The 16,020-nt window shown below is 40.3% G+C and carries 18 protein-coding genes and 1 other annotated feature; of the genes, 13 read left to right on the top strand and 5 right to left on the bottom strand.

Annotation, left to right across the window (positions count from 1 at the left end; genetic code table 11):
- Positions 1-95: 95 nt before the first annotated feature.
- Complete coding sequence (locus EBQ12_RS17605; RefSeq protein ID WP_008342977.1) at positions 96-611, bottom strand: gamma carbonic anhydrase; 516 nt, start codon at positions 609-611, stop codon at positions 96-98.
- 45 nt (positions 612-656) lie between these two features.
- Here EBQ12_RS17605 and EBQ12_RS17600 point away from each other — a divergent pair, with 45 nt between their 5' ends.
- From EBQ12_RS17600 to EBQ12_RS17590, 3 genes are all read left to right on the top strand, one after another.
- On the top strand, positions 657-1,436 hold the full coding sequence (locus EBQ12_RS17600; protein WP_019743683.1) for an alpha/beta hydrolase: 780 nt from the start codon (positions 657-659) through the stop codon (positions 1,434-1,436).
- A 29-nt stretch (positions 1,437-1,465) separates the two neighbouring features.
- The gene (locus EBQ12_RS17595; RefSeq protein WP_125590911.1) at positions 1,466-2,545 is read left to right on the top strand and encodes a tetraprenyl-beta-curcumene synthase family protein; all 1,080 of its coding nucleotides are present in this window, start codon (positions 1,466-1,468) and stop codon (positions 2,543-2,545) included.
- Positions 2,546-2,767: 222 nt separating this feature from the next.
- Positions 2,768-3,544, top strand: coding sequence for a sporulation protein (locus EBQ12_RS17590; RefSeq protein ID WP_019743685.1), 777 nt, complete (start codon positions 2,768-2,770; stop codon positions 3,542-3,544).
- A 19-nt stretch (positions 3,545-3,563) separates the two neighbouring features.
- On the opposite strand, the gene mnmM is transcribed toward EBQ12_RS17590, so the two are convergent.
- On the bottom strand, positions 3,564-4,142 hold the full coding sequence (gene mnmM, locus EBQ12_RS17585) for a tRNA 5-(aminomethyl)-2-thiouridylate-methyltransferase MnmM (protein WP_125590909.1): 579 nt from the start codon (positions 4,140-4,142) through the stop codon (positions 3,564-3,566).
- Positions 4,139-5,104: a tRNA modification radical SAM protein MnmL/YtqA gene (gene mnmL / locus EBQ12_RS17580; RefSeq protein WP_017358356.1), complete on the bottom strand. Its 966-nt coding sequence runs from the start codon at positions 5,102-5,104 to the stop codon at positions 4,139-4,141. Before mnmL ends, mnmM begins: the two co-directional genes overlap by 4 nt.
- Before the next feature lie 152 nt (positions 5,105-5,256).
- Here mnmL and EBQ12_RS17575 point away from each other — a divergent pair, with 152 nt between their 5' ends.
- The 8 genes from EBQ12_RS17575 (at position 5,257) to EBQ12_RS17540 (ending at position 10,738) form a co-directional block, all read left to right on the top strand.
- A complete protein-coding gene (locus EBQ12_RS17575; protein WP_017367895.1) occupies positions 5,257-5,532 on the top strand; it encodes a YtzC family protein in 276 nt (91 codons plus the stop codon).
- A gap of 150 nt (positions 5,533-5,682) precedes the next feature.
- Complete coding sequence (locus EBQ12_RS17570) at positions 5,683-6,015, top strand: hypothetical protein (RefSeq protein ID WP_061419967.1); 333 nt, start codon at positions 5,683-5,685, stop codon at positions 6,013-6,015.
- A gap of 265 nt (positions 6,016-6,280) precedes the next feature.
- A complete protein-coding gene (locus tag EBQ12_RS17565) occupies positions 6,281-6,460 on the top strand; it encodes a hypothetical protein (protein ID WP_008342991.1) in 180 nt (59 codons plus the stop codon).
- Between the two features lie 17 nt (positions 6,461-6,477).
- Complete coding sequence (locus EBQ12_RS17560; RefSeq protein ID WP_024719312.1) at positions 6,478-6,870, top strand: GntR family transcriptional regulator; 393 nt, start codon at positions 6,478-6,480, stop codon at positions 6,868-6,870.
- Positions 6,863-7,741 carry an ATP-binding cassette domain-containing protein gene (locus EBQ12_RS17555; protein ID WP_007501894.1) on the top strand — a complete coding sequence of 293 codons (879 nt, stop codon included), beginning with the start codon at positions 6,863-6,865 and terminating at the stop codon, positions 7,739-7,741. The genes EBQ12_RS17560 and EBQ12_RS17555 overlap by 8 nt, the downstream gene beginning before the upstream one ends.
- Positions 7,735-8,718 (top strand): ABC transporter ATP-binding protein, encoded by a 984-nt coding sequence (locus EBQ12_RS17550; protein ID WP_047945254.1) that lies wholly within the window; start codon positions 7,735-7,737, stop codon positions 8,716-8,718. The genes EBQ12_RS17555 and EBQ12_RS17550 overlap by 7 nt, the downstream gene beginning before the upstream one ends.
- 21 nt (positions 8,719-8,739) lie before the next feature.
- Positions 8,740-9,438, top strand: coding sequence for an ABC transporter ATP-binding protein (locus tag EBQ12_RS17545; RefSeq protein ID WP_125590907.1), 699 nt, complete (start codon positions 8,740-8,742; stop codon positions 9,436-9,438).
- Complete coding sequence (locus EBQ12_RS17540; protein WP_125590905.1) at positions 9,428-10,738, top strand: ABC transporter permease; 1,311 nt, start codon at positions 9,428-9,430, stop codon at positions 10,736-10,738. Before EBQ12_RS17545 ends, EBQ12_RS17540 begins: the two co-directional genes overlap by 11 nt.
- A 60-nt stretch (positions 10,739-10,798) precedes the next feature.
- On the opposite strand, the gene EBQ12_RS17535 is transcribed toward EBQ12_RS17540, so the two are convergent.
- Positions 10,799-11,497 (bottom strand): sunset domain-containing protein, encoded by a 699-nt coding sequence (locus EBQ12_RS17535; RefSeq protein ID WP_048001445.1) that lies wholly within the window; start codon positions 11,495-11,497, stop codon positions 10,799-10,801.
- Positions 11,498-11,581: 84 nt separating this feature from the next.
- On the bottom strand, positions 11,582-12,385 hold the full coding sequence (gene ytvA, locus EBQ12_RS17530) for a YtvA family blue-light photoreceptor (RefSeq protein WP_007501884.1): 804 nt from the start codon (positions 12,383-12,385) through the stop codon (positions 11,582-11,584).
- Positions 12,386-12,810: 425 nt separating this feature from the next.
- Between ytvA and EBQ12_RS17525 the strand changes: the two genes are divergently transcribed.
- Positions 12,811-13,140 carry a DUF4257 domain-containing protein gene (locus EBQ12_RS17525; RefSeq protein ID WP_008343006.1) on the top strand — a complete coding sequence of 110 codons (330 nt, stop codon included), beginning with the start codon at positions 12,811-12,813 and terminating at the stop codon, positions 13,138-13,140.
- 102 nt (positions 13,141-13,242) lie between these two features.
- Positions 13,243-13,464, top strand: a binding site (T-box leader).
- A 97-nt stretch (positions 13,465-13,561) separates the two neighbouring features.
- Positions 13,562-15,976: a leucine--tRNA ligase gene (gene leuS, locus EBQ12_RS17520; RefSeq protein WP_048001444.1), complete on the top strand. Its 2,415-nt coding sequence runs from the start codon at positions 13,562-13,564 to the stop codon at positions 15,974-15,976.
- Positions 15,977-16,020 lie beyond the last annotated feature (44 nt).

Here is a 16,020-nt window from a genome sequence, read left to right as displayed (position 1 = left end):
AGAAAGTAGTGGAAAAGGGTAAAATAACAAGCGGTACACAGTTATTGCTTAATATCCTGAAAAAAACATGATAAAGTGAAGATACATGTATGATGTTAACGCGATAAAAGGGAACGATAGTATTGTCCTTTTTCTACATATTCTCTGCGGATACGATCCATGTCTTGGATATCTTCATCTGTTAACTGGCGAACGACTTTGGCTGGACGGCCAAAAGCGAGTGAACCTTTTGGGATGACTTTTCCTTGCGGGACAAGGCTACCTGCACCAATAAAGGCTCCTTCGCCAATTTCCGCACCATCGAGAATGATGGATCCCATGCCAATGAGGGCATTTTTTCGAATGATAGAGCTATGTAATGTGACTTGGTGTCCAATGGTAGCACCATCTTCAATCAGAAGTGTTTTTCCAGGACTTTGATGCAGACAGGATAAGTCTTGAATGTTGACGTTTTTTCCAATTCTCACAGGAGCTACATCGCCTCTAATGACCGTTTGGAACCAAACGCTTGAATATTCTCCAATTGTGACATCACCTGTAATGGTGGCATTTTCTGCAACAAAGACCGATTCATGAATCTCAGGTGTAAACTGATGATATGGATAAATCACTTTTTCGACTTCCTTTCTTAATACAACATTTGTGAGGTGTTTACTTTGTGGACTTGGCATGCTGAAAGACCGGTTGGTACAATTGTCATTGTACATGGTGCTAGTGAATATCATGGCCGATATAAATGGCTGATCGAAATGTGGCGAAATGCAGGCTATCACGTCGTCATGGGTGACCTGCCTGGGCAAGGGACATCGACACGTGCGAGAGGCCACATTCGTTCTTTTCAAGAATACATTGATACAGTCGATGAATGGATTGAACATGCGAAGTCGTTCAGACTTCCGACATTTTTACTTGGACATAGTATGGGGGGACTGATTTCGATTGAATGGTTCAAGCAGTATACCCATACGAAGATTGATGGCCTTATTTTATCATCACCTTGTTTAGGTCTGCAATTTAAACCGAAGAAGCTGATGGATTTTGCGTCAAAAGGGCTAAATGTGCTGGCACCGTCTTTTAAAGTCGAATCTGGGCTGTCGATTGAACTTGCCACGCGGAATCAAGATGTGATAGAGGCAGATTCGAATGATTCGCTTTATGTGACGAAGGTGTCGGTTCGCTGGTATCGAGAACTGGTGAAAAATATCGATGCGGCGATGCAGCCTACGAATGTCTTTCGGTCGATTCCGCTTCTGCTCATGCAGGCAGGCGATGACAAGATAGTAGATAAAACAAGAGTGATGAAATGGTTCAATGGCATTGAATCAACCAATAAATCATACCGTGAATGGGAAGGGCTTTATCATGAAATTTTTAATGAGCCCGAGCGAGAAGATGTGTTTAAGGCGGCAAGAGCCTTTACTGATCAATATATTTGATTGTGAGCTTAAGTTGGGGGTGGATTGATTTGTCAGTACCAGAACGTCCTTTTGCACTGATGACGAAGGTGTATAAAGATATTTTTCCGCTAGTTCATCAGGAGCTAAAAAAGTGGCGGGCGCATGCAGAAATGATTGAAAATGAAGAACTGAGAACGCAGGCACTAGCGAGCATATCCAGTAAAACCTTTCACTGTGAAGGCGGGGGAATTTTATCTCTTCTTGCAGGTGAAGCGAAGGAAACGTGTATTGAATTCATTGTGGCGTACCAAACGATTAGCGATTACTTAGATAACTTGTGTGACCGCAGTACATCACTTGATCCAAAGGATTTTCATATGCTGCATCAGGCAATGAGAGATGCACTCGATATTCATGCGGAGCTTAAGCCGTATTATCAATTCCGTGATGATCAAGAGGATCATGGATATCTGCATGCGCTTGTTAGGACATGCCAAAATGTGTTATCACGTCTAGCGCATTATCCGATCATTCAGCCCTATTTACATACGCTGTGTGATTATTATAGTGATTTACAAGTACATAAGCATGTGGTTCCTCATGAGCGTGAACCTCGATTAGAGTCATGGTTCCGCCAGTATGAAAAGGATTTACCGAAGATGGAGTGGTATGAATTTTCCGCATGTGCAGGATCAACGCTGGGCATTTTCTGTCTTGTGGCTTATGCACTGCAGCCTGATTTTACAGAGAAGCAGGCGAAGCAAATTTACGAAAGTTATTTCCCTTATATCCAAGGTCTGCACATCTTACTGGACTATTTAATCGACCAAGAAGAGGACAGGCTGGAAGGCGATTTGAATTTTTGCTCGTACTACAACTCTCATCATGAGATGATGGATAGACTACAGCATTTTATTGAAAAAGCGGATGAACAGCTGAAAGGCATTCCACACGAGAATTTTCACAAACTAATCAATAGAGGGTTACTTGCGGTCTATTTGTCTGATGAAAAAGTGACAGCCCAAAAAGAGATGAACAAGCTGGCAAAGCGGTTGATCAAATCAAGCGGGAAAACATCGTTCTTTTTCTATATCAATGGCAGAGCCTATCGCACCTATCAGAAAATGCCTTGGAAGAAATCTTCATAAAGGATAAAATAAGCTCATCAGCTTGTAGAAAATGTTTTTCTACAAGCTTTTTTGTATTGAACTGTTTCGCTTGTATCCTCTTTTTTCATTACAATCCTCTTATTTGCTGCCGATATTATTCTTAGTGTACGAAAAATAGGAGAAAAGTATGGATCGAATGAATCGTATCTAATCCTTATGACGTATATTTGTTGAAAAATTTAAAAAAGGGGAAGGTCGAATATGTCATTTTTTAAAAAGTTTGCAGCAAGTGTAGGAATTGGTGCAGCAAAAGTGGATACAATTTTGGAGAAAGATGCGTATGAACCGGGAGAAGAAGTAAAGGGAACAGTCCATGTGAAGGGCGGAAAAGTGCCTCAAGATATCCGCTATATTGATTTAAAGTTGAAAACATGGTACACCATTGTAAAAGATGATGAAGAGCAACGAAAACACACAACCATCCATTCTGTCCGAGTGACTGAATCATTCACGATTCAGCCTGGGGAAGCTCAGCAGTTTACATTCTCGTTTCACCTTCCTCTTGATACACCAATGACTGTAGGTAAAGTAGAGGTTGCTGTTGTGACAGACCTTGATATTCAAGGTGGTATTGATAAATTTGATCATGACCGCATTTTTGTAAACGCACACCCTTGGGTGAATCGTGTGCTTGAGGCTGTCGGAAACTTAGGCTTTCACCTTCATGAAGCAGACTGTGAAGAAGCACCTTATTTCAGGCGCCGCCTTCCCTTTGTTCAAGAGTTTGAGTTCATACCGACTTCCGACTATTATCGTCAAATGCTTGATGAGTTAGAGGTGATTTTCTTCATTGATGAAGAGGGGCTAGATCTCATTTTTGAAGTTGACCGCAGAGCAAGAGGGCTGCGTGGCTGGCTGGAAGAAATGTATAATGACGGAGAACAGCTTGTACGTGTCCGCTTTACTCAATCAGAGCTTGCAGATGTAGAAGAGCTGGAAGTAGTGCTTGAAGAAATCATTGACCAATACGCTTATTAAATAAAAAAACTCAAATCCATTAAGAGGATTTGAGTTTTTTTTCGATGGCTACCACGAAGGGCGGATCGTTTTGAATATTCATGTATTGATAAGAGATCACCTGTACTTCTTCGTGATGGAGTGTTTTGCAATAATCAAGAAGGATGTCCTTCTCTTTTTTTCCTTCGGGATGACCGTGGTAAATCACAAGAACGATCAGACCTCCAGGCTTAAGCCAATCCATGAGCTGTTTGATCGCTTCAATGGTCGTATGGGCCTGAGTCGTGACGGTTTTATCGCCTCCTGGTAAGTACCCAAGATTGAACACTGCACCAGATATGTGGCCATAAGCATCCGCTGGCAGATGCTCAGCAAGTTGTTCATGTCCGTCATGGATCAGGTGAACGTAAGGGTAGTGCTCACCAAGTCTTTTGCTTGTTTGCTCGATGGCTTCCTTCTGTACATCGAATGCGAAAACTTGTCCATCCTTTCCGACAAGGTCAGCTAAATAGTGTGTATCATGGCCATTTCCCATCGTTGCATCAATGACAATATCTCCTTTTTGACAAGCACGCTCTAACAGCTCTTTACTAAAAGGGAGCATTCGTTTTAAAATCATTTTGCCGCTTCTTCCAATCTGACGAAGCGTTTGCCTTGGTAGCTGTTACGTCTTTCAAGCTCAGCATTAATGGCATTGAGCACTTCCCATTTATTCACACTCCACATTGGACCTACCATTAATTCAATGGGACCATCGCCTGTAATACGATGAATAATCATTTCTGGGGGCAGGATCTCCAGCTGATCACAGACAAGCTGGACATATTCCTCTTGGCTGAGAAATTCTAGTTTGCCTTTCTCATATTGCTTCACCATCGGTGTTCCTTTTAACAGGTGAAGTAGATGAATTTTAATTCCTTGCACATCTAAATCAGCGACAGCTTTTGCTGTTTCCATCATCATATCTCGGTTTTCAAGAGGAAGACCGTTGATGATATGTGAACAGACTCGAATGCCATGTTTTCGCAGTTTTTCTACACCTTCTACGTAGCATTCATAATCATGAGCACGGTTGATGAGCATCGCTGTCCGCTCATGTACAGTTTGTAGACCAAGTTCAACCCATAGATACGTCCGCTCATTTAACTCAGCTAAATATTCCACGACGTCATCTGGCAGACAATCAGGTCTTGTGGCAATCGATAAACCAACCACTCCATCCAGATTCATAACGGTTTCGTATTTTTCTTTTAAAACAGGAAGCGGCGCATGTGTGTTTGTGTAAGCTTGGAAATACGCCATGTATTTTCCATCTTTCCATTTTGTATGCATCCGGTCCTTGATTTCATTAAATTGAGTGATGAGATCATCCGCCCGGTTCCCTGCAAAATCACCAGATCCTGCTGCGCTGCAAAATGTGCAGCCTCCATGTGCGACAGTACCATCACGGTTTGGACAATCAAAGCCGCCGTCTAATGCGACTTTAAATACTTTATGACCAAAGTGCTCACGCAAATGATAATTCCATGTGTGATAACGTTTTTCGCTGTTTGAATATAAAAAAGGGTTATGCTGATCCAAGTCAGTAACCTCCTTGCATAATAATAGGCATCCTTAAAGTTTAACAAAAATCACGAAAGAGGACAATTGAATCTGTCCAACATTTTCTTTAGTGAAAAAGCTTTACGTGGGCAAAATAGGCGAGAGCAATGATGAAATGGAGGGATGGCTAGATGGCAACTAGAAAATCAATCGATGAATTTGTCCAAAAAAGCACTGAGACTCTTGAGTTTGCAAGCGAACAGTTTGATTTGAGCTCTCGCCAAGAACATTATAACGTAGAAGAATTTTCAAAAGCGCAGCTCATGCTTGAGGATGCGGTGAATGAATTAGAAAAGTTAAAAGATGTCGCCAATGATCAGCAAAGAGAACGTTTAGACAGAACGCGTGTACAAATTCAAAGTCTGCAAAACCAAATGATTTTAGGTATTTCATACGAGAACGAATGATGAACAGATCCTTCTTTTAAGGGTCTGTTTTTATTTTTTGGCTGTTTTCGCAAAGATTGTTGTTTTTGGATATATATTTGTAATAGGTTTTTGTTCTGTTAAAGTATGTTATATATAGAAATTGCAAATATCTTCAAGGGGGTAGAAGAAATGTTGGAGACTCTTCCTGATTGGTTTTGGGCATTATATTACTTGTTTTTCTTAGCAACATTAGGAACCGCAATATTCAGTGTTGTGAAAAATAAACATAGGGGATTGTCCATTCTAACCATTGTATTTACTGTTACAATTCCGATTATTAGCCTGATAAATAGCATTGGTAGAGTAGAAGGCATGAATGAATTTGAACACTTATTTAGTCAATTGCGACAGGGTGCAGTTTGGTCTATCTTTACAGTTATAGGCTATATATTTTTATTAGTATGGTGGGTGCTAATCCTGTTCAAAAGCAAGTCCAAAAACAAAGTAATAGTATCTAATTAAAACATTGTAGAGACCTCAATATTCGGGGTCTTTTATTATGCACTTTTTCAGGCAATTATGAAAGTTATTAACGTGTTGAACACCCTAAACCAGAAGCAAACCTGGCTTCCGAAAGCTTTTAAGTAGCTTCGTCATTTTATCTGGTTCGTCTGCCTATTTTTTTCTAGAGTCTCTTGACTTTTCAATTAAGTGTCTATATTGTATTAAGTGTACTACATCAACTAATACACTACAGACACTTAAACGTGAAGAAAGGTGTTTAACCATGAAAAAAGAAAAAAAACCAATCAATTTAAAGTGGATGGTGCTGGCTGTTGCGTTAGCATGTACATTTTTTTTCGTTCTCGTTTTCATTGGTTTTGAAGTTCAAAAAGATTTTATTCCAAATTCGGTCCCTTTAATGCAAGGACATGATCAAGCGATAGGACTGCAAAAGCATGAATGAGAAAAGAGGGAGCCATCATGATTCAAATAGATCCAAGAAGCGCTGCACCAATATATGAACAAATCATTGAGCAGTTAAAAATTTTGTGCTTAAAAGGCGTGATGAAACCAGGTGACAAACTGCCCTCTGTGAGAGAGCTTGCCACCATTATTATTGCGAATCCAAACACCGTCAGCAAAGCGTATAAAGAGCTTGAACGGGAAGGAATTATTGAAACATTAAGAGGTCGTGGAACGTATGTGACAGAAGGTGCACAGTTAAAGCTGAATGAAGGGAAGGTGTTAGAGATGAAGGAGCAATTAAGGCAACTCATTATTGAAGCTCATTATGCCGGTATTGATATTCATCAACTCAAAGAGTGGCTGGAGGAGATCAGCTCAAGTCTAAAAGGAGGAAAACAAGTTGATTGAGGTCAGAAATGTATCAAAGAAATTAAATGGACGCGAAGTACTCAGCAACGTTTCCTTCAAGATAGGCGAAGGAGAGATCTTTGGTCTGCTTGGCCGGAATGGCTCTGGTAAAACAACACTTCTTCGCTTGATTCAGCAAATCCTTCTTCCAGATGAAGGAGAGATTTATTTTAAAGATGTACTCGTAAAAGACCACCCGTTAGTGAAGCAAAATATTGTGTATATGCCAGTCGTAAATCCCTACTTTGACCGGTACAATTATGGACAGCTTGTGAAGCTGTTAAAACAACTGTATCCAAAGTTTGACGTGACATATGCCAATGAGCTTGTGAACCGGTATGAGATTCCGGAAAAAGTGAAATACCGTGAATTGTCGACAGGTTTAAAGAAGCAGCTGTCCCTCATTTTAAGTTTTGCCATCAAACCAGCAGTCATTTTGTTAGATGAGCCGACAGACGGGATTGATGCAGTCACAAGAAATGACGTTCTTCAGCTGATGATTGACGAGGTGGCAGAACGACAAACAACGATTTTAATTACATCTCACCGTTTAGAGGATATTGAGCGTATGTGTAACCGAATCGGGTTTTTGGAAGGAAATCAGCTCACAAGTGTTATGGATTTAGATGAATTAAAGAATGACTACGTTAAAATCCAGATGGCATTTGAAGAGGATATGAACTTAAGTATTAGAAAAAAAGGCGTTGCCATCTTAGATCAAGCGGGTGTGTTCTATACAGCACTTGTACTCAAAACAGATGAAGAAGCAAAAGAGTATTTGAAATCGCTTGAACCAAAAGTGTGGCATGAACTGCCTGTAAATTTAGAAGAAGTATTCATTGCGAAGTTTGGAGGGAAACGCAGATGGTAAAGCGGCAATTGTTATATAAGGAATGGAAGCAGTCTGAGCTGACATTCATTTTAGTGATGCTTGTTGCGGTATTTGCGACGCCATTATCCTTTTTAATGGAATACTCATCCTTTCAAGATTGTTTAGAAAACCGAGAATGTCTAATGGATACAACAACATTCACTTATATTTTTAAGACGGACGCATTTCTCTCACTTTCATGGGTCATGGGAATATTTTTTGCTGTGATTCAGCTAGGATTTGAAAGAAATAAAGGGCAGATGGACTTTACCGTATCCTTGCCGTTTAGTAGAAGTTCCATCTTTCACACAAAGTTTTTCTTAGGTGCTGGAATTATTGCAAGTGTTCATGCTGTTTCATACCTTCTCATTTATTTATTAAAATTAGGTCTTGGGCCAATAGAGACACCTGGATTTAACAGTCATTATTTCTCTGCGTTGTTGTCAGCCTTGATGATCTATAGTTTGTTTTTTGCAGCAGGTGCTTTAACAGGGAGTGCCATTTCTCAAGCAATCGTTGGATTTAGTACAGCTATTTTACCTTACTTAGTGATTGGTTTACCAATCCTTCATTTAGATTTTATCTTTAAAACAAGCGGGATGTGGCTGGATAAAATCTTTAATTTTTTGATCACGCCCATTTCCCCCATTACTTATATTACAGCTAACAGTTTTTATCAGGAATATCCGCTTTGGTTCAATGGTGAAGAATACATCGTTCCAATTGTCATGATGTTGCTATTTTACCTTATAGGCTTGTTTAGCTTTATTAAACATCCAATTGAACGAAATGGCCGATTCTTCCTTTATTCAATAATGGATCGCCCAATTCAAATTATGGTGATCGTGTTTGGCGTCTTAGGGTTTGGCTGGGTTGGTTTCTCTTCAGATTCATTAATTGGATATTTTGTTGGCATGTGCATCGGTGGAGCTGTAGGCGCACTGACGAGTTATTTCTTAATCTATCGAAAAAGATAAACAGAGAGCAGGGGAGTAGAGATGATTCAAATTCAATCGTTAGATCATGTGTTTAAAATTGGGAAAAAGGGCAGGGAGAACGAGATTCCTGTGCTCAAAGACATTGACTTGTCTATTAAAAGAGGCGAAATTGCATGTATCGTCGGACGAAGCGGTTCGGGGAAATCAACTTTACTGAATTTAATATCGGGATATATTACGCCAACAAGCGGACAAATTATGGTTGATGGCACCAATGTGACCGGCTTTAATGAGAAGGAATGGGCAGACTTTCGGTTAGATCATTTTGGCTTTATCTTTCAAAGCTTTCAATTGATCGGGAGTTTAACAACATATGAGAACGTTGAACTTCCGCTCACTTTAAAAGGTGTGAAGCCGTCTGAGCGAAAAGTGAAAGTAAAGGAAATGCTGAAACGAGTTGGACTGGAACATCACGCAGGACATTATCCTAATGAACTGTCAGGTGGACAGCAGCAGCGTGTGAGTATTGCAAGAGCCTTGATCCTTAATCCGTCTATTATTTTAGCGGATGAGCCAACAGGCAGTCTGGATTCAGAAACTGAAGGCGAAATTCTAGCCTTTATCCAGCAGCTTAATCGTGAAAAAGGAATTACATTTGTCATCATTACACATGACGATGAAGTCGCTTCAATCGCAGACACAACGTTCCAGCTTCATGATGGTGTATTAAAGAAAGGGGAACAGTCCATTGAAATTTAGAGATCAGGTCAAATTCATCAGAAGAAATATGAAGAAAAATAGATTGCGTGTGTTTATGACCATACTTGCAACGACAATGGCATGCTCTTTCTTAATCGTTCTAGCGTCAGTTGGTTTTGGTCTGCAAAAATCGGCTCAAGATGAAATCATGAAACAACAAATTATCACAGAAATTAAAGTGTTAGGCAAAGAAAAAGGTGACGTCAAGGTTGACGATTTAAAGAAATATGATCATGCGAAATCTGTCGTTGCAAGAACGTCAATCATTCCATCGGTTCACGTCGAGCTCGATAATCGCTCAAGTGATACGCAGGCTGTACTGACAGATATGAAAGAAGAAAAAGAGGCAGGCCTTGAACTAGACCGTGGAAAAGTCCCAACATCGGCGAATGAAATTGTAGTTGGGTATCAAATGGCAGAACAACTTTGGACGGAAAAAGAACGAAAAGACTATGAAAAAGAAATGAATCAGACATCAAATGGTGAAGAGACACCGGAAGAGCCAAAAGGCTATACGAAGGAAATTTTAAACAAAGTCATTCAAATCAAGGTGCCAAAACTGAATGAAGAAAATGAAGTGGTGAAAGAAAAGACGTTCGATTTCCGTGTCGTCGGTGTATTGAAGAAACCGAATTTGGAGTGGCAGCAGGATCATAAAATTCTTATTCCGAATGCTTATGAAAAAGAATTTAGTCAAGTGCTCGATCTGTCTCCTGATGCTGGAAATGTCGAAAAAATGACGTCTGTCTATGCTGATAAGTTCGACAATGTCGGTGGGCTCACAGATAAGCTGACAGATGACGGCTATCAAGTCATCTCTGTGACGAATCAGCTTGAAGGAATGGATATGTTCTTTACAGTCTTTAAAATTGGACTCATCTTTGTTGGATGTATTGCGGTCATTATTTCGGCGATCGGCATTTTCAATACGATGACAATGGCCGTAACAGAGCGGACACAAGAGATTGGGATCATGAAAGCCATTGGTGCGAATCCTTCCATTATTAAGCGAATGTTCCTCATGGAAAGTGCTTATATTGGAGTGATTGGATCGATCATCGGGATCATCATCTCGTACATCGTTAGTTTTGCAGTGAATTTAATCATTCCAGCGATTTTGTCTTCCATGTCTGAGGGAGCATCAAGCGATCAATTCTCGATCACCTTCTCCTATATACCGCTAAGCCTTGTGGTCACAGCAACAGTGATTAGTGCAGGAGTTGCCATTATTTCTGGACTCAATCCAGCACGTAAGGCGACAAAAACGAATGTATTAACAGCATTAAGAAGAGAAATTTAAAGAAGAACCTCCTGTACCTATATTGGGCTGACAGGAGGTTTTTTTATCGTCAAAAGATGTCTATTGTTTTGGTGCCCGGTACCCTGCACGCTCAGCTTCTTCTACGGAGCAGAACATTTTGGTCACGTTTTTTGTCCGTGAGTAGTATCTGCTACTTGGTGTGTGATATATGCCGTTGACACTTCCTTTAATATTACAGGCGGCAGATTCTTTTTTTGTTTCTTTTTGTGACTCATGACCGCCAGTATTGGCCCCATCATCTTTAGGAGCAGATCGCTGGGCCGATGACGTGGTGTCTTTGTTTACTTTCTGGTGTTCTTTTTTGAGTGTTTCGTTTGTAGAGGTTAGCTTGTCTATTTTCTCTTCAAGCTCATGGATGGTTTTTTCTTGCTGTTTGACTGTCTTCTTTTCGGAGGTGATGTTTTCTAATTTCTTGGATAGCTTTTCTTTTTCTTTGGTCACGTCTTCTAAAGAGGCCGTCAGCGTTTCTTTGTCTTCCTTTAGACGAGAAATGTCAGATGCTAATTGTTTTTGCTCTTTCAGCAGCTGTTCAGAAGATGGATCTGCTTGTGCCTTTGGAGCACCTGTGCCGGCAAACGGTAATGACATAATAGAAAAAACAAGACCAATGGTCAAAAAAGGATAGAAGAGTTTTTTTGAAAAGATTTGTTGATTTTGGTGTTTAAGTAATAAGAAATTGACGGCATATCCTATGGCGAAACAAATACATAAAAGACCTATGATGAGTAACATCATCATCTGGCAGCCCCCCTATATCGCTATTTATACCTATCATACCTCATTTTTCCATTTTGGGGAGCGGTTCAATTAAAAAAACCCTGTTTATACAGGGTTTTCAGCTAATGGCAATCCTTTGATTGCTTCTTTTACTGTTAAGTAAGTGATCGTATTCTGGAAGTCTGTATCTAAGTCTTTCATTTTCATCGCAAGCTGTGGTTTGATCCCAGTGATGATGAGTTCAGTTCCAGTTAAGTTCAGCAGGTGATGCAGTTTGAAAATTCGGGCTGCAACGGAATCATCGACATCGATTAAACCAGAAAGATCGACAATTAAATAATCATCCTTTGAATCTTCTAATATACAAGTTAACTTCGCGACGATGGCATCAAAGCGTTCTTCTGATAATTTTCCGATGAGTGGAAGAGCGGAAACACCATTTTTGATTGGGACAATTGGCGTCGACAGAGAGGTGACTTCCTGTAAGGAATCTTCTAGGAGTTGTTCATATTCTTTCTGCTTTGTAATGTCCTTTTGAAAGCCAATAAAAAATGTTTTGTCATCTTGTTCAATGTATAGAGGATCTATATTGAGTTCATTCCAAAAAAAAGTACCGTCTTTTTTATAATTTTTGAGCTGTGTGGTAATAGGTGTTTTGTTTTGAATTCCGTGACGTATTAAGGCAAGTTGCTCTTGATTTGTGTCTTTTCCTTGGAGGAATCGACAATTACGTCCAAGAATCTCATCTGGTTTGTATCCAGTCATTTGTGTAAAGCCATGATTCACATAAACGATAGGGTTATCCTCTAAAGAAGGGTCTGTAATGACAACACCAATCCGCGCATGATCTAGCGCTTTTTTTATGAGTTCAAGCTGTTTTTGCAAGCCGAAGATGTTCGAGCTGACCATATTACCCTCCTTTGCTGCTACTATTAGACATTTAAGATGGTTTTTTTGAAACCAAATGAATTCTTTTTAAACGTAACATAACATATGTTCTGTTTCAATGATTGCAATCGCTTTGTTAAATTTGTCATCATAGTTTGTCCTCCATTAGAATAGAGTAAGTAAGGAGACTTTTCATTAGAAAAAGAAGGGATCATTTGAGGAAAATTCATAAAATGACAAAAATAGTTAATATGGATTAGGTAAAAATGATTCCAATGCATCAAGATTGTTTTTGGGTCATTCACATATAATGGAAGAAACAAGCTTTTTTTCTTCGTTAGAGAGAATAGACCTTTTACATGGATTATGACGGAACAGCAGAATGGCATTACAGGGGGCTGGACAGCCTGAAGTCGCTTTACTATTCTAAGGGCTTTAGGAAGGTGATGAAAATGCTGCAACAAGTCATTATTGCTTGCGCCATTGGAGGGGTCATGGGCATTCTCGGTCACGTAAAGAAAAAAGGCAGGCTAGAGAAGCCCAGAATGACAAAGAAGTTTATTTATCTAGGGTTTATTGAAGATTGGCTCGTTGGGATGATTGCTGCTACACTGCTTGTCTTATCCTCAAATCCCGAATCTAGTCTGCACTTGATCATCTTATCCATTATTTCAGGTTACGGAGGAGAAGCAGTTCTGCGAAGCTTCGATTTTGTGAGAGAAGAACGTTCACAGGATGCAGGCTCCAACCGTCATAACCGATCTCCACACGAATAATATCCTCACTTTACCCTAGTCTAGGGTACATTCCCATTGTATACAAACCTGCTTGCACTTATGATCATAATTCTATAAAATACTACTTAGATGACGGTTACGATAAGAACAGTGAAGAGGAGTAGTAGGAAAGCAGTATTTGTCTTTAGAGAATTGACGGCTGGTGAAAGTCAATCAAATCTGCTTCTGAACTCGCCTCAGAGTTGCAGTTGCGTTAAAGCTTCTGTCGCATGTCTGCGTTAAAGATATTAAGTGAGCGTATGAACAGTTCATGACGCTAACAAGGGTGGTACCGCGGGAACCAAAAAATCTCTCGTCCCTTTCTAGGGATGAGGGTTTTTTGTTGATTTTAGAAAAATCTGAATTCTTGCAGTGGTCATCTGTGCAGATAAAGCCGTACACATTAAAGGAGGTTTTCACATTGAGTTTTCAGCATCGGGAAATTGAAAAGAAGTGGCAGGATTATTGGCTGACACATAAAACATTCGCCACATCTGACTCGGAAGATAAGCCAAAGTTTTATGCGCTAGATATGTTTCCTTATCCATCAGGAGCAGGGCTTCATGTAGGGCATCCTGAAGGATACACAGCAACGGATATTTTATCACGTATGAAACGTATGCAGGGATACGATGTTCTTCATCCAATGGGATGGGACGCATTTGGTCTTCCAGCGGAACAATATGCGCTGGATACAGGAAATGATCCAGCTGCATTTACAGAAGAGAACATTAATAATTTCCGCCGCCAAATTCAATCATTGGGCTTCTCGTATGATTGGGATCGAGAAATTAACACGACAGATCCGAATTATTATAAATGGACGCAGTGGATTTTCTTGAAATTGTACGAAAAAGGATTGGCGTATATTGATGAAGTACCTGTAAACTGGTGCCCAGCACTTGGTACAGTCCTTGCAAATGAAGAAGTCATTGATGGGAAAAGTGAGCGCGGAGGGCATCCTGTTGAAAGACGTCCAATGAAGCAATGGATGCTAAAAATTACAGCATATGCGGACAGGCTATTAGAAGATTTAGAAGACATTGATTGGCCTGAAAGCATCAAAGACATGCAGCGCAACTGGATTGGACGTTCTGAAGGTGCACATGTTCACTTCGAAGTAGAAGGACATGACGAACAGTTTACTGTGTTTACAACACGTCCTGATACACTATTTGGTGCAACATATGCCGTTCTTGCACCAGAGCATACACTAGTTGAAAAAATTACAACAGCTGCTCAAAAAGAAGCAGTTGAAGCATATATCAAAGAAATTCAATCTAAGAGTGACTTAGAGCGAACAGATCTTGCTAAAACGAAAACGGGCATTTTCACAGGTGCTTATGCCATCAATCCATTGAATGGGGAAAAGATGCCGATCTGGATTGCAGATTATGTGTTAGCCACATATGGCACTGGAGCGATTATGGCAGTTCCTGCTCATGATGAGCGTGATTATGAATTCGCCAAAACATTCGATCTTCCCATCAAAGAGGTTGTCGAAGGTGGAGACATTGACAAAGAAGCCTACACAGGTGATGGAAAGCACATCAACTCTGATTTCTTAAACGGCTTAGGGAAAGAAGAAGCAATTGAAAAAGCGATTGCATGGCTGGAAGAACATCAAAAAGGTGAAAAGAAAGTCACTTATCGTTTAAGAGACTGGCTGTTCAGCCGTCAGCGTTACTGGGGAGAGCCAATTCCAATTATTCATTGGGAGGACGGAACATCTTCAGCTGTTTCAGAGGAAGAGCTTCCACTGATTTTGCCTAAGACGACTGAGATTAAGCCAAGCGGAACAGGTGAATCACCTTTAGCCAATATTAAAGACTGGGTTGAGGTTGTAGATCCTGTAACAGGTAAGAAAGGCCGCCGTGAAACGAATACGATGCCACAATGGGCAGGTAGCTGCTGGTACTTCTTACGTTATATTGATCCACATAACACAGAAGAACTTGCATCGCCTGAAAAGCTGAAGAAATGGCTTCCGGTTGATGTGTATATTGGTGGAGCAGAACATGCTGTGCTTCATCTGCTATATGCACGATTCTGGCATAAATTCTTGTATGATATTGGTGTTGTTCCAACAAAAGAACCGTTCATGAAATTGTTCAACCAAGGAATGATTCTTGGTGAAAATAATGAAAAAATGAGTAAATCAAAAGGGAATGTTGTCAACCCAGATGATATCGTAGAATCTCATGGTGCAGATACATTAAGACTGTATGAAATGTTCATGGGGCCTTTAGATGCGTCAATTGCTTGGTCTGAAACAGGTCTTGATGGTGCTCGTCGTTTCCTAGATCGTGTATGGCGTCTGTTTACAAATGAAGATGGCTCCATCAGTGATAAAGTGACAGAGCAATCTGGCGGGCCATTAGAGCGAAGCTACCATGAAACCGTCATGAAGGTAACAGATCATTATGAAGGCTTACGTTTCAATACTGGGATTTCACAATTAATGGTGTTCATCAACGATGCATACAAGGCTGACACACTGCCGAAAGAATATGCAGAAGGATTTGTGAAACTTCTTTCTCCGATTGCACCGCATGTAGCGGAAGAGCTTTGGAATAAACTTGGTCATGAAGGGTCTATTTCTTATGAAGCATGGCCGCAATATGATGAGTCAAAACTTGTCGATGATGAAGTGGAAATTGTCGTACAGCTAAATGGAAAAGTGAAAGCAAAATTAACGGTTCCTGCTGATGCAACAAAAGAGCAGCTAGAAGAGCTTGCGAAAAATGATGCACGGATAAAAGAACAGCTTGAAGGGAAAACAATCCGTAAAGTGATTGCGGTTCCTGGAAAACTTGTCAATATTGTCGCGAACTAATGAACGCACCCATCGGTATCAGCCGATGGGTGTTGTTTATTTCC

This window comes from Bacillus sp. 2B09 (genome assembly GCF_003946835.1).
In the GTDB taxonomy this organism is placed as follows: Bacteria; Bacillota; Bacilli; order Bacillales; family Bacillaceae; genus Bacillus; species Bacillus altitudinis.
Note: the sequence above shows the minus strand (reverse complement) of the source record. Positions and strands in the feature narration are given on the sequence as shown.

Bases quoted from the DNA above. Each gene is read 5' to 3' on its own strand.
- EBQ12_RS17590 (WP_019743685.1), top strand. From the start codon at position 2,768: ATGTCATTTTTTAAAAAGTTTGCAGCAAGTGTAGGAATTGGTGCAGCA.
- mnmM (WP_125590909.1), bottom strand. From the start codon at position 4,142: ATGATTTTAAAACGAATGCTCCCTTTTAGTAAAGAGCTGTTAGAGCGT.
- EBQ12_RS17560 (WP_024719312.1), top strand. From the start codon at position 6,478: ATGATTCAAATAGATCCAAGAAGCGCTGCACCAATATATGAACAAATC.
- EBQ12_RS17525 (WP_008343006.1), top strand. From the start codon at position 12,811: ATGAAAATGCTGCAACAAGTCATTATTGCTTGCGCCATTGGAGGGGTC.
- EBQ12_RS17565 (WP_008342991.1), top strand. From the start codon at position 6,281: ATGAAAAAAGAAAAAAAACCAATCAATTTAAAGTGGATGGTGCTGGCT.
- EBQ12_RS17575 (WP_017367895.1), top strand. From the start codon at position 5,257: ATGGCAACTAGAAAATCAATCGATGAATTTGTCCAAAAAAGCACTGAG.
- EBQ12_RS17535 (WP_048001445.1), bottom strand. From the start codon at position 11,497: ATGATGATGTTACTCATCATAGGTCTTTTATGTATTTGTTTCGCCATA.
- EBQ12_RS17570 (WP_061419967.1), top strand. From the start codon at position 5,683: ATGTTGGAGACTCTTCCTGATTGGTTTTGGGCATTATATTACTTGTTT.
- EBQ12_RS17550 (WP_047945254.1), top strand. From the start codon at position 7,735: ATGGTAAAGCGGCAATTGTTATATAAGGAATGGAAGCAGTCTGAGCTG.
- EBQ12_RS17545 (WP_125590907.1), top strand. From the start codon at position 8,740: ATGATTCAAATTCAATCGTTAGATCATGTGTTTAAAATTGGGAAAAAG.
- ytvA (WP_007501884.1), bottom strand. From the start codon at position 12,385: ATGGTCAGCTCGAACATCTTCGGCTTGCAAAAACAGCTTGAACTCATA.